The sequence below is a fragment of the Streptomyces sp. NPDC043726 genome (assembly GCF_056436565.1).
Genome location: NZ_JBWKCI010000003.1, coordinates 689,571 through 702,674, shown reverse-complemented (window position 1 = coordinate 702,674; position 13,104 = coordinate 689,571). Strand labels below are relative to the sequence as shown.

Annotated in this window: 8 protein-coding genes, 4 tRNA genes and 1 pseudogene; 8 read left to right on the top strand and 5 right to left on the bottom strand. The window is 69.3% G+C overall.

The genetic code is table 11. The annotated features are described in order from the left end of the window. The 3 genes and pseudogenes from AC068Z_RS12200 to AC068Z_RS12190 all read right to left on the bottom strand — a co-directional run. A pseudogene (locus tag AC068Z_RS12200) lies at positions 1 to 1,699 on the bottom strand (DEAD/DEAH box helicase); the annotation flags it as partial. Between the two features lie 285 nt (positions 1,700 to 1,984). After that, a complete protein-coding gene (locus AC068Z_RS12195; RefSeq protein ID WP_478554508.1) occupies positions 1,985 to 2,527 on the bottom strand; it encodes a hypothetical protein in 543 nt (180 codons plus the stop codon). Positions 2,528 to 2,616: 89 nt separating this feature from the next. Further along, positions 2,617 to 2,967 (bottom strand): metallopeptidase family protein, encoded by a 351-nt coding sequence (locus tag AC068Z_RS12190; protein WP_359067165.1) that lies wholly within the window; start codon positions 2,965 to 2,967, stop codon positions 2,617 to 2,619. An 84-nt stretch (positions 2,968 to 3,051) separates the two neighbouring features. Here AC068Z_RS12190 and AC068Z_RS12185 point away from each other — a divergent pair, with 84 nt between their 5' ends. The 7 genes from AC068Z_RS12185 (at position 3,052) to AC068Z_RS12155 (ending at position 9,649) form a co-directional block, all read left to right on the top strand. After that, positions 3,052 to 4,602, top strand: coding sequence for a metallophosphoesterase family protein (locus AC068Z_RS12185; RefSeq protein ID WP_478554507.1), 1,551 nt, complete (start codon positions 3,052 to 3,054; stop codon positions 4,600 to 4,602). An 80-nt stretch (positions 4,603 to 4,682) separates the two neighbouring features. Continuing rightward, a tRNA-Glu gene (locus AC068Z_RS12180) sits at positions 4,683 to 4,755 on the top strand. A 41-nt stretch (positions 4,756 to 4,796) separates the two neighbouring features. Then, a tRNA-Asp gene (locus AC068Z_RS12175) sits at positions 4,797 to 4,871 on the top strand. Between the two features lie 24 nt (positions 4,872 to 4,895). Next, positions 4,896 to 4,969 (top strand) — tRNA-Phe (locus AC068Z_RS12170). A 150-nt stretch (positions 4,970 to 5,119) separates the two neighbouring features. Beyond that, positions 5,120 to 9,064: an ATP-dependent RNA helicase HrpA gene (gene hrpA / locus AC068Z_RS12165; RefSeq protein WP_478554506.1), complete on the top strand. Its 3,945-nt coding sequence runs from the start codon at positions 5,120 to 5,122 to the stop codon at positions 9,062 to 9,064. 95 nt (positions 9,065 to 9,159) lie between these two features. Continuing rightward, positions 9,160 to 9,234: transfer RNA gene (locus AC068Z_RS12160), tRNA-Asp, on the top strand. A gap of 220 nt (positions 9,235 to 9,454) precedes the next feature. Beyond that, positions 9,455 to 9,649, top strand: a complete 195-nt coding sequence (locus AC068Z_RS12155) for a DUF6274 family protein (protein ID WP_478554505.1) — start codon at positions 9,455 to 9,457, stop codon at positions 9,647 to 9,649. A 451-nt stretch (positions 9,650 to 10,100) separates the two neighbouring features. Here the strand turns inward: AC068Z_RS12155 and bldC are convergent, their stop codons facing one another. Both bldC and AC068Z_RS12145 read right to left on the bottom strand, forming a co-directional pair. Then, positions 10,101 to 10,307 carry a developmental transcriptional regulator BldC gene (gene bldC / locus AC068Z_RS12150; protein ID WP_003949541.1) on the bottom strand — a complete coding sequence of 69 codons (207 nt, stop codon included), beginning with the start codon at positions 10,305 to 10,307 and terminating at the stop codon, positions 10,101 to 10,103. Positions 10,308 to 10,855: 548 nt separating this feature from the next. Then, positions 10,856 to 11,698, bottom strand: coding sequence for a DUF8083 family protein (locus AC068Z_RS12145; protein ID WP_478554504.1), 843 nt, complete (start codon positions 11,696 to 11,698; stop codon positions 10,856 to 10,858). Positions 11,699 to 11,919: 221 nt separating this feature from the next. Here AC068Z_RS12145 and AC068Z_RS12140 point away from each other — a divergent pair, with 221 nt between their 5' ends. Then, positions 11,920 to 13,026, top strand: coding sequence for a Leu/Phe/Val dehydrogenase (locus AC068Z_RS12140; RefSeq protein WP_478554503.1), 1,107 nt, complete (start codon positions 11,920 to 11,922; stop codon positions 13,024 to 13,026). Positions 13,027 to 13,104 lie beyond the last annotated feature (78 nt).

Genomic DNA, 13,104 nt, shown 5'->3' with positions numbered 1-13,104 from the left:
GTCGGTCGTTGTCCCGACGGAACCCACCACGGTCATTGTCACGACGCTCGAAGGAACGGCCACCACGGTCGTTGTCCCGACGGAACCCACCACGGTCATTGTCACGACGCTCGAAGGAACGCTCACCGCGGTCGTTGTCCCGACGGAACCCACCACGGTCATTGTCACGACGCTCGAAGGAACGGCCACCACGGTCGTTGTCCCGACGGAACCCACCACGGTCGTTGTCACGACGCTCACGGCGCTCGTACGACGAGGAGGACTCGGCGCGCTCCGTCTTCTCGACGTCCCGCGCCACCGGCTGCTCCGGTACGGCGATCTCCGCCGCGGCCTCGGCCACCGCCGCCGCCTGCGCCTCGGCCACCGCGGCCTCCGGGTCCTCGCCGCGCTCGCGGGCGACCCGGGCGACCAGCCGGTCGGCCTCCTCGCGCAGCTCGGCCGCGCGGCGCTGCGCCCGCTCCAGCTGCTTGGTGAGCTGGGAGACCTCACGCTCGGCCTGCTGCGCGGCGTTGCCCGCGGACTCGGCCTGCACCTCGGTCATCGAACGGGCGCCGGTGATCTCGGCGACCTCCGGGTCGAAGGCGGCACCGCCCTGGATGATGTGGCGCGAGGCGTCGACGCCCGCGTCCTCCATCAGCCGGAAGATCTGGCGGCGCTGGTGCGGCAGGGACAGCGAGACGACCGTGCCGGAGCGGCCCGCGCGAGCGGTACGGCCGGAGCGGTGCAGGTAGTCCTTGTGGTCACCGGCCGGGTCCACGTTGAGGACCAGGTCGATGCCGTCGACGTGGATGCCGCGGGCGGCGACGTCGGTGGCGACCAGCGCGTTGACGTAGCCGTCCTTGAAGTCGGCGAGCACGCGGGTACGGGCGCCCTGCGTCATGCCGCCGTGCAGCGCGTCGGCCTTCACACCGGCGTCCTGCAGCTGCTCGGCGATGCGGTCGGCGCCCAGCTGGGTGCGGACGAAGATGATCGTGCGGCCCTTGCGGGAGGCGATCGCGGCCGTGACCGGCGCCTTGTCCTTGGGCTTCACGATCAGAATGTGGTGCGACATGGTCGTGACGGCGCCCTGGGCGGCGTCGACCTCGTGCAGGACCGGGTCCGTGAGGTACCGGTCGACGAGGGTCTTGATCTCGTTCTCCATCGTCGCGGAGAACAGCATCCGCTGACCGCCCGCCGGAACCTGGTCCAGCAGCTCGGTGACCTCGGGCAGGAAGCCCAGGTCGGACATCTGGTCGGCCTCGTCGAGGACGGCGACCTGGACGTCCTCCAGGGAGCAGGCGCCGCGGTTGATGATGTCGCGCAGCCGGCCCGGGGTGGCGACCAGCACGTCGACACCGCGCTCGAGGGCGTAGATCTGGTTGCCCATGGACGTACCGCCGCAGACGACCTTCATCTTCAGGCCGAGCTGGTCGCCGTAGGGCTGGAGCGCGTCCGCGACCTGCATCGCGAGCTCACGGGTCGGGGTGAGGATGACCGCGCGCGGGCGGTGCTTCTCGGTACGACCGCCGGAGAGGCGGGCGAGGGTCGGCAGACCGAAGGAGAGGGTCTTGCCGGAGCCGGTGCGGCCACGGCCCAGGATGTCCTTGCCGGCCAGGGCGTCCGGGATGGTCGCGGCCTGGATCGGGAAGGGGGTCGTGACGCCGTTCTGCGCGAGCTTGCGCACCACGGGCTCGGGGAGGCCGAGATCCGCGAAGGTGATCTCGGGGGTGCTGGTCTCGTCGTTGGTCTCGTCGTTCTCGGGCACGACGACGTGATCAGTACTGGAAATGGACATGCGTATGCGAAACCTTCCGGAGTCTCGTCGGCACGCGCCCGTCAACTCCGTGATTTCGCAATACGACCGCCTCTATGCGGTCAGCCACGGCAAGGGAGAGAACGCGCCACACGGCGCGCTCTGCGTTGGCGCCGGGCAAATGGGATCAAACGATCTACCACCATACGCACTCTGCCCCGGTGAAGGCAAACCGAATCGGCTAGACGTAGGTCACACCTGAGCCCCCGCCTCCGGCGCCGGCTCCCGCTGGAACATCTGCGGCTCCGCCTCCCCGTGCGCCGAGGAGGACGGTTCCGCGACCGTCGGCTCGGGCGTGACCGTGGGCTCGGGCGGGGTCGGGGTGGGAGTGGGGTCCTCGGTGCGCGTCGGGGTCGGCGGGGCCTTCGTCGGCTCGGGCTGCTCCCCCGGCTTCTCGGTCTTCCCCGGCTTTCCGGGCGCAGCGGGACCGCCGCTGGGCTCGTCCGACGCGGACGCCGACGGAGACGCCGGCTTCCCGTCCTTGCCCTTGCGGCCCTTCCCGTCCTTCCTGCCGTCCTTCCCGCGCTTGCCGTCCGCCGCCGCGGCGCCGTACCCCGAGCCGCCGCCGGACACCGCCGAACCCCCGTCCGGCGCCTCCCCGCCGTGCCGCCCGGCGGAGTGCGACGGCTTCGCGCCCCCGGCGGGACCGTCGTCACCCACGCTCATACAACCGGCTGCTGCGGCGGCGGCCACGACCGTGGCGGCCAGACGGACAGGTACGGGCAAGGGGCGCACGGGCAGCCACCTCCGGTGGAGGATGAAGGAGTCAACCTGCCCAACTCCCGCCGCCCACAAGAGGACACGCGACCCGCATCAGCCAGGGCTCACCCGTACCCGAGTGCGTGCAGCCGCGCGTCATCGATCCCGAAGTGATGCGCGATCTCGTGCACCACCGTCACCTCGGTCTCCGCGACCACGTCCTCCCGCGACTCGCACATCCGCAGCGTCGGCCCCCGGTAGATCGTGATCCGGTCCGGCAGCACACCCGCGTACCACTCGCCGCGCTCCGTCAGCGGCGTCCCCTCGTACAGCCCGAGCAGCTCGGGATCGTCGGCGGGCGGCTCGTCCTCGACGAACACCGCCACGTTGTCCATGAGCCGCGTCAGCTCCGGCGGGATCCGGTCGAGCGCCTCGGCGACCAGTTCCTCGAACTCCTCGCGCGTCATCTCCAGCACAGGCCCATTGTCCGGCACGGGACGGCCGTACGAGAGCCGCCCGCACCCGGCATATCCGCCCGCGCACTTGGGCATACGGGACCAATGGCTCGCGTCCCCGCCGCAGTCCTGACCGTCGCCCACCGGATACGAAAGGCCCCGCGCACCCTGGCCCGCCACTACCGCGCCCGCCAGGCGCCCAGCACGATCCAGCTCGTCCCGCAGCCGCACCCGTGGAGCCGCGCCCTCGGCCTGATCACCGTCGTCCTGCTCGGCGCCTGGCTCGGCCTGCTGATCGTGGGCAACGTGCGCGTGTCCGTCGGCCCCATGAACACCACGATGACCCTGCGCCCGTCGGTCAGCGGCGGCACGAAGATCAACGTCTCCCCGCTCGGCGCGCTCGAGCTGGACAGCCATGTCGCGCCGGTCCGCCTCGACGTGAACGTCGACCAGCTGGACCCCGAGCGCGCCCAGGCCCTCGTCGACCACCCCGAGCGCCTCTCCGGCCTCCAGGAGGAGGTCGCCCAGGACGTCGCCGACGGCACCCTCGACCTCGCCGTACGCTCCTGCGTCGCCGTCGTCGCCGGGGCTACGGCACTCGGCCTCGCCGTCTACCGCCGACCCCGGCGCGCCCTCGCGGCGGGCGGCCTGGCCCTGACCCTGCTGGCGGCCTCCGGCGGCACCGCAGCGGCGACCTGGAACCCGAACTCCGTCCTGGAACCCAAGTTCTCCGGCCTGCTGTCCTCCGCGCCCTCCCTGGTCGGCGACGCGCGCAGCATCGTCACCGAATTCGACGTCTACCAGAAGGAGTTGGCGCGGCTGGTGACGAACGTGACGAAGCTCTACGACGCCACGTCCACGCTGCCGGTCTACCAGCCCGACCCGACGACGATCCGGGTCCTGCACGTCTCGGACATCCACCTCAACCCGGCGAGCTGGAAGATCATCGCCTCGCTGGTGGAGCAGTACCAGGTCAATGTGATCGTCGACTCCGGCGACACGATGGACCACGGTACGGCGGCGGAGAACGGCTTCCTGGACCCGATCGAGGACCTGGGAGCGCCGTACGTGTGGGTCCGGGGCAACCACGACTCGATGATCACCCAGCGGTATCTGGAGGATCTCGACAACGTGCACGTCCTGGACGAGGGCCGGGCCCGGACCGTGGCCGGCCTGCGCTTCGCCGGGATCGGCGATCCGCAGTTCACCCCCGACCGCACGAACAAGAACGGCGCCGAGGCCTCCCAGGAGCTGGCCGGCGCACGCCTCGCCTCGGCCCTGCGCGACCAGCGGGCGGCGGGCACCCCGGTGGACGTGGCGATCGCCCATGAACCGTCGGCGGCGCGCGAGGTGGACGGCGAGGTGCCGCTGGTCCTGTCGGGCCATCTGCACCACGACGAGATGGAGGTCCTGGAGCGGGGGACGCGCCTGCGCATCGAGGGGTCGACGGGCGGCAGCGGCCTGCGGGCGATCGAGGGCAAGTACCCGGACCCGATCGAGACCTCGATCCTGTACTTCGACCGCGACAGCCAGCGCCTCCAGGCCTGGGACGAGATCGAACTGGGCGGTCTGGGGCTCACCACGGCCGAGGTCAGCCGCCACATCCCGGAGGAGAACCAACCGGGCGGAAGCAGCCCCCCGTCCCCCTCCCCGTAAACCGTTTTGGCGATCCCTCCCGCCATCCCATATGCTTCTCACGTCCCCGACGCGCTGAGAAGCGCCCAGGCGGGCCGATAGCCCTCATCGTCTAGCGGCCTAGGACGCCGCCCTTTCAAGGCGGTAGCACGGGTTCGAATCCCGTTGGGGGCACGCAAAACCGTGTGCGACACTAGTGGTCGCCCACAAAGCTTGGTCCTGTGGAGCAGTTTGGAGTGCTCGCCACCCTGTCAAGGTGGAGGCCGCGGGTTCAAATCCCGTCAGGACCGCTGAAGCTTCCCCGGAAGCTTCGTGGCTGGGTAGCTCAGTTGGTACGAGCGATCGCCTGAAAAGCGATAGGTCGCCGGTTCGACCCCGGCCCCAGCCACAACCCAAAGGCCCCGACCACCCGGTCGGGGCCTTTGATCTTTCTCCCCCACTCCGTCTGCGCACCTCGGTGCAACGCTCTGACCTGCTCCGGCGCCGCGGGCAAAAGCGTTCGCCAGGATTTTGGCCGGGATGAGATCCTGGATCGCGTATGTCTACGCACTCTGCCCCCGCCCTCGGCGCCCTCGCCTCCCGTCTGACCGAGTTGTCGTTGCGCGACGCGCACCGGCTCGGGCGGCGGCTCGAGGGTGCGCGCAAGATCCGTAAGCCGGAGGCCCGCGAGGCCGTGCTCGGCGAGATCGACGCCGAGGTCGCCAGGGCCGAGGAGCGGATGGGGGAGCGGCGCGCTCGGGTCCCGGCCGTCAGCTATCCCGAGCAGCTGCCCGTCAGCCAGAAGAAGGACGACATCGCGGCCGCCATCCGCGATCACCAGGTCGTCATCGTCGCCGGTGAGACCGGTTCGGGTAAAACCACCCAGATCCCGAAGATCTGCCTCGAGCTCGGCCGTGGTGTGCGCGGCATGATCGGGCACACCCAGCCCCGCCGGATCGCCGCCCGCACCGTCGCGGAGCGGGTGGCGGACGAGATGAACACCCCCCTCGGCGAGGCCGTCGGCTGGAAGGTGCGGTTCACCGACCAGGTCAACCCGGACGCCACCTTCATCAAGCTGATGACCGACGGCATCCTGCTCGCCGAGATCCAGACCGACCGCGAGCTGCGCGCCTACGACACGATCATCATCGACGAGGCCCACGAGCGGTCCCTCAACATCGACTTCCTGCTTGGCTACCTGGCGCAGTTGCTGCCCAAGCGGCCCGACCTCAAGGTCGTCATCACCTCCGCCACCATCGACCCCGAGCGGTTCTCCCGGCACTTCGGCGACGCCCCGATCATCGAGGTCAGCGGACGTACGTACCCCGTCGAGGTGCGCTACCGCCCGCTCCTCGAAGAGGACTCCGACGACGCCGACCGCGACCAGATCACCGCCATCTGCGACGCCGTGGAGGAACTGCAGGCCGAGGGCAAGGGCGACATCCTGGTCTTCCTCTCCGGCGAGCGGGAGATCCGGGACACCGCCGACGCGCTGGAGAAGAAGCGGTACCGCTTCACCGAGGTGCTGCCCCTCTACGCCCGGCTCTCCCACGCCGAGCAGCACCGCGTCTTCCAGCCCCACACCGGCCGCAGGATCGTTCTGGCGACCAACGTCGCCGAGACCTCGCTGACCGTCCCCGGGATCAAGTACGTCATCGACCCCGGCTTCGCCCGGATCAGCCGGTACAGCCACCGCACCAAGGTGCAGCGGCTCCCCATCGAGGCGATCTCGCAGGCCAGCGCCAACCAGCGCAAGGGCCGTTGCGGTCGTACGAGTGACGGTGTCTGCATCCGGCTGTACTCCGAGGACGACTTCCTCGCCCGGCCCGAGTTCACCGACGCCGAGATCCTGCGCACCAACCTCGCCTCCGTCATCCTCCAGATGACCGCGGCCGGCCTCGGCGACATCGAGAAGTTCCCCTTCATCGACCCGCCGGACCACCGCAACATCCGCGACGGCGTCCAACTGCTGCAGGAACTGGGCGCGTTGGACCCCACGCAGAAGGACGTACGCAAGCGGCTCACCGACACCGGCCGCAAGCTCGCCCAGCTGCCCGTCGACCCCCGCCTCGCCCGGATGGTCCTGGAGGCCGACAGGAACGGCTGTGTCCGCGAGGTCATGGTCATAGCCGCCGCGCTCTCCATCCAGGACCCGCGCGAGCGCCCCGCCGACAAGCAGGCCCAGGCTGACCAGCAGCACGCCCGCTTCAAGGACGAGACCAGCGACTTCCTCGCCTACCTCAACCTCTGGCGCTATGTCCGCGAGCAGCAGAAGGAACGCGGGTCCAGCTCCTTCCGCCGGATGTGCAAGCAGGAGTACCTGAACTTCCTGCGCATCCGTGAGTGGCAGGACATCTACGTCCAGCTCAGGACCGTCGCCAAGCAGATGGGCATCCACCTCAACGAGGAGGACGCCCCCGGCGACCGCATCCATGTCTCCCTCCTCGCCGGCCTGCTCTCCCACATCGGGATGAAGGACGTCAAGGACGGCAACAAGAACGAGTACCTCGGCGCCCGCAACGCCAAGTTCGCGATCTTCCCGGGCTCCTCCCTGTTCAAGAAGACCCCGCGCTTCGTGATGTCCGCCGAGCTGGTGGAGACCTCCCGGCTCTGGGCCCGCGTCAACGCGAAGATCGAGCCCGAGTGGGTCGAGCCGCTCGCCGGGCACCTCATCAAGCGCACCTACTCCGAGCCGCACTGGGAGAAGGACCAGGCCGCGGTGATGGCGTACGAGAAGGTCACGCTGTACGGCGTCCCGATCGTCGCCCAGCGGAAGGTCAATTACGGCCGGATCGACCCGGAGGTCAGCCGCGAGCTGTTCATCCGCAACGCCCTCGTGGAGGGCGACTGGCGCACGCACCACAAGTTCTTCGCCGACAACCGCAAGCTGCTGAGCGAGGTCGAGGAGCTCGAACACCGCGCGCGGCGCCGGGACATCGTCGTGGACGACGACACGCTCTTCGACTTCTACGACCAGCGGGTGCCCGAACACGTCGTCTCCGGCACCCACTTCGACTCCTGGTGGAAGCGGAAGCGGCAGGAGCGGCCGGAGTTCCTGGACTTCGAGCGGGAGATGCTCATCCGGGAGTCGGCGGAGGCGGTCACCAAGGCCGACTATCCCGACTCCTGGCGGCAGGGTCAGCTGAAGTTCCGGGTGACCTACCAGTTCGAGCCGGGCGCGGACGCGGACGGTGTGACGGTCCACGTCCCCCTCCAGGTGCTCAACCAGGTCACGGACGAGGGCTTCGACTGGCAGATCCCGGGGCTCAGGGAAGAAGTGGTCACCGAGCTGATCCGCTCGCTGCCCAAGCCGATCCGCCGCAACTACGTGCCGGCGCCGAACTTCGCGCAGCGGTTCCTCGCCACGGCCGTCCCGCTCCAGGAGCCGCTGACGGTCACCATGGCCCGTGAGCTCAAGCGGATGGTCGGCGTGCCCTTCGAGGCCGAGGACTTCGACTGGACGAAGGTCCCGGACCATCTGCGGATCACCTTCCGGATCGTCGACGAGCGGCGACGCAAGCTGGCCGAGGACAAGGACCTGGAGGCGCTGAAGCTCCGCCTGAAGCCGAAGGCGCGCCAGGCGCTGTCCCAGGCCGCCGCGGCCACCGCGTCCCGGGAGGGCGGCGAGTCCCTGGAGCGCAAGGGCCTGACGGACTGGTCGATCGGCACGTTGACGCGGGTCTTCGAGACGCGGCGGGCGGGTCAGCCGGTGAAGGCGTACCCGGCGCTGGTGGACGACGGCGACACGGTCTCCGTACGCCTCTTCGACACGGAGGCGGAGCAGGCGGAGGCGATGTGGAAGGGCACGCGCCGCCTGATCCTGCGGAACATCCCGGTCAACCCCGCGAAGTTCGCGTCCGAGAAGCTGACGAACGCCCAGAAGCTGGCGCTGTCGGCGAACCCGCACGGTTCGATCCAGGCGCTGTTCGACGACTGCGCGATGGCGGCGGCGGACAAGCTGATCGGTGACTTCGGCGGACCGGCGTGGGACGAGGAGTCGTACCGGAAGCTGTACGACAAGGTGCGCGCCGAGATCGTGGACACCACGGTCCGTGCGGTCGGGCAGGTGCAGCAGGTGCTGGCCGCCTGGCAGGCCTGTGAGCGCCGTCTGAAGGCCGTACAGAGCCCGGCGCTGCTGGCGAACCTGACGGACGTCCGCAAGCAGCTCAACGCGCTGGTGAAGCCCGGCTTCGTCACGGGCACCGGCATTCGGCGGCTGCCGGACCTGATGCGGTACCTGGTGGCGGCGGACCGGCGGCTCCAGCAGATGCCGACGAACGTCCAGCGGGACACCACCCGTATGGAGAAGGTCCATGAGATGCAGGACGAGTACGCCTGGCTGCTGGAGCAGATGCCGCAGGGCCGTCCGGTCCCGCAGCAGGTTCTCGACGTCCGCTGGATGATCGAGGAGCTCCGGGTCAGCTATTTCGCGCACGCGCTCGGCACCGCGTACCCGGTCTCGGACAAGCGGATCGTGAAGACGATCGACACGCTGGCACCGTGACGGATCCTGTACGGAGGGTGAGTTCGACCAGGACACCCACCCTCCTGTACAGTCTCTTCTCGCAGCGCAACGCAGCAATAAGCGCCGCGAAACCTGGTCCTGTGGAGCAGTTTGGAGTGCTCGCCACCCTGTCAAGGTGGAGGCCGCGGGTTCAAATCCCGTCAGGACCGCATAGATCGAAGAAGGCCCGCACCCATCCGGTGTGGGCCTTCTTCGTGTGTGGGCCTGCTTCATCCAGGCGAGGGGGTCTGGGGGCCGCAGGCCCCCAGGGGGCGGCAGACCCCCAGGGGGCAGCCGAACCGGCGGCGCCGCTCGCCGTCTTGACGGCGTCACATTCGCTCGGTACCCAGAAACCAGGGCCCCTTCTCCGTAGGGCCCTGGAGGTGGCGTATGGCGGCTTCGGCTAGGCACGAGACGCGGGCGTTGCTCCGCGCGCATCTGGCGGCCGCTTCCTCCTACCGGCATCTCACTCGGCACTGTCCGATCTGTCATCAGCTCCTGCGGCTCGCCATGGACTCCGCGCCGCCCCCTACGGAGCCCGCCGAGGACGAGTCCGCCCAGGACGAGAGTCCCTCGCCCGCGTGACCCTCGCCGGCCCCAACACCCGTACGCGCGTGGGACGCTGGAACGCGTGCTTCCACTAGCGCACATACGCCAGGGGCAACAAGCTCCCTGGCATGTGACGGGTGTCACCGCATGAGTTTCCGGAACCGCGGTACTTACACCCCGCCTACAACTGGTCAATTTAATATGTGCAATTGCACCCCCCATGAGGGTGCGTCCACAGGAGATCCGACACCCCTCCCCAGGCTCCGACAAGGCCACACACAGAGCCCTCGCCAAGCATGGGTTCCGCACACAAAAAAGATCGCGCTGGACCCGGCGGAGTCCAGCGCGATCCACGACACACCCTGTCAGTTGCCTGAAGCCTTGGGCGTGGGTCCTGTTGGGGCAGGACCCGCGTCGCTTGGAGCTGTGGGTTCCGAACGCCTCGGCACGTTGGGGGACCTGCCGAAATGCCCGGTTATGAAGTTGTTCAGGCCTCGCTGCGCTGCTGCGGGATGCCCGCGAGCAGAGCGCGGACCTCGGCCTCGCGGTAACGGCGGTGCCCGCCGAGCGTACGGATGGACGTGAGCTTTCCGGCCTTCGCCCACCGCGTGACCGTCTTGGGGTCGACGCGGAACATGGTGGCGACCTCAGCCGGGGTCAGCAGCGGCTCGGCATCAGGGGTGCGAGCGGTCATGAGCGGCCTCCTCGGGAGAACCGAACCTTCTCGGTTCTTTCCTCTAAATTCTGCACCTTGACCCGCGTTGCCCGAAATGGCGGACGCGAGTCGAGTCGGTTATAGGACGAACGGCTTGTCCTCGGCACTACAACTACACCATCTGTCCAGCCGCGTCGGCCAAACCGATGGAATTGCCCCTCCAGGTGTTCATCAGCGACGGAAGCCGATGGACCATGCCATAGCGGACAGTCACGCCACTGTGACGATCAGTCACAGGGCGATCAGGAGTCACCAGACCCCCCAAAGCGTGCAATGCGAGCGGAGTCCTCCCCGGACTCCTTGTCCTATTTTGGCATGAGGGAGGGCAAGAGACGCAAGGGCCGCGTAAGTGCGGTCCATCACGCTTGACACACCTTGGGGCGAACGCCCGGATCGGGTCCTACGTCCCATGTTGACGAAACTTCAGGAACGTCAGGCGTGTCAGAAGGAGGACGAAACCCCAAAACGGGCGTCTGGTCAAACGTCAGTTCGTGACCTGACCCACAGTGACGCGCGCCACATGGCGGCTAGTTGGCCGAGCGCCGGTCCCGGACCGACCGCCAGCGCTCCACCAGCCGGCCGTACGCCACACCCGCCGCCGTCCCGTCCCCGGAGCGCAGCGCAGCGATGCCCTCGGCCACGTCCGCGGCCGAGTGGTCGTCCTCCAGCTCACCGGCCGGCAGGACATGCACCAGGCCGCCGTAGTCCAGCTCGACCCGGGACCGCGGATGGAACTCCTCCAGCCAGCGCCCCACGTCCACCAGGCCGTCGATGAGCGGCCCTTCGTCGATCGTGTCCTTCAGCGTCCGCAGCGCCCGCGCCACCCGGCGCCGCGCCTCCACCATCGGCGTCCGGTAGCGCAGCAGCGGGGGGACCTCGCCGGTGCCCTTCTCGTAGCGCCGCTCCTCGTCCGAGACCAGCACGAACCAGTGCAGCGGCACCTGCCACGTCGAGGTGCGGATCCAGGGCCGGGCGTCCGGATTGCGCTCCAGCCACCGCTCGTAGTCCTGCGTCGCCTGCCGCCGTACGACGGGCGGCAGGACCGCGTCGAGGACCGACGCCGGAAGCTCCTCGGCCAGATCGCCGAGCGCCTGCCAGCCGCGCAGCCGGGTACGCCACGGGCAGACGCAGACCACGCCGTCCACCGTCAGCACGAAGGCGTCCGGGCTCTCGTGCACGGGCACCGGGACCGGCGGGGTGGGCAGCAAGTCGGCGAGGGCACGACGCAGTTCGTCCTGGTACGAGGGCCGGTCGGCGCGGCGGGCGTAGCGCGCCCAGTGGCTGCGCTCGGGTTCGGGGAAGGCGGCCAGCGGCTCGTACACGCGCAAGTAGGTCGCGTACGGGACGATCACCGAGGACACCTTGGGCACGCCTGCTCCATCCCCCGCCGTCTGCCAGGAAAACCTGAGAAACCCGCTCACAAAGCCACGGGAAAACTATGCAAATCGTCGCACGGGGGTACTCCGGGAGTAGGTGATCCTGAGCACGTCGAGGTGGCGGCGAGCCCCAGGCTCTAATCTCGTGCTCACAGTTCCCGCCACCCGCACGGGAGCTGCTCCCAACCGCCGCTACTTACCCAGGAGTCACCACAGTGACCGACGTAACCGGCGCACCTGCTGATGTACTGCACACCCTGTTCCAGACGGAGCAGGGCGGTCATGAGCAAGTAGTGCTCTGCCAGGACCGCGCCAGCGGCCTCAAGGCCGTCATCGCCATCCACAACACCGCGCTGGGCCCCGCCCTCGGCGGTACGCGCTTCTACCCGTACGCGACCGAGGCGGAGGCCGTCGCCGACGCCCTGAACCTCGCGCGCGGGATGTCGTACAAGAACGCCATGGCCGGTCTCGACCACGGCGGCGGCAAGGCCGTGATCATCGGCGACCCGGAGAAGATCAAGACCGAGGAGCTGCTGCTGGCCTACGGCCGGTTCGTGGCCTCCCTCGGCGGCCGGTACGTCACCGCCTGCGACGTCGGCACGTACGTCGCCGACATGGACGTCGTCGCCCGCGAGTGCCGCTGGACCACCGGCCGCTCCCCGGAGAACGGCGGCGCCGGCGACTCCTCCGTGCTCACCGCTTTCGGCGTCTACCAGGGCATGCGGGCCTCCGCCCAGCACCTGTGGGGCGACCCGTCGCTGCGCGGCCGCAAGGTCGGCATCGCCGGCGTCGGCAAGGTCGGCCACCACCTGGTGGAGCACCTGCGTGCCGAGGGCGCCGAGGTCGTCATCACGGACGTGCGCGAGCAGGCCGTAGGCCGGATCCTCGCGGCGCACCCGGAGGGCGTGACGGCCGTCGCCGACACCGCGACCCTGATCCGCGTCGAGGGCCTCGACATCTACGCCCCCTGCGCGCTCGGTGGCGCCCTCAACGACGACACCGTGCCCGCGCTCACCGCGAAGATCGTCTGCGGTGCCGCCAACAACCAGCTCGCCCACCCGGGCGTGGAGAAGGACCTCGCCGACCGCGGGATCCTCTACGCGCCCGACTACGTGGTGAACGCCGGCGGTGTCATCCAGGTCGCCGACGAGCTGCACGGCTTCGACTTCGAGCGGTGCAAGGCCAAGGCGGCCAGGATCTACGACACCACGCTGGCCATATTCGCACGTGCGAAGGCGGACGGGATCCCTCCGGCCGCGGCCGCCGACCGGATCGCCGAACAGCGGATGCACGAGGCCGCCGCGGCGCGCCGGGCGCACTGATCCACGAAGGGCCCCGAATTTGACCGGTACCCGCTGGTGGGCACTTAGAGAGAACTCTCACTTCTACCGGCGGGTCGA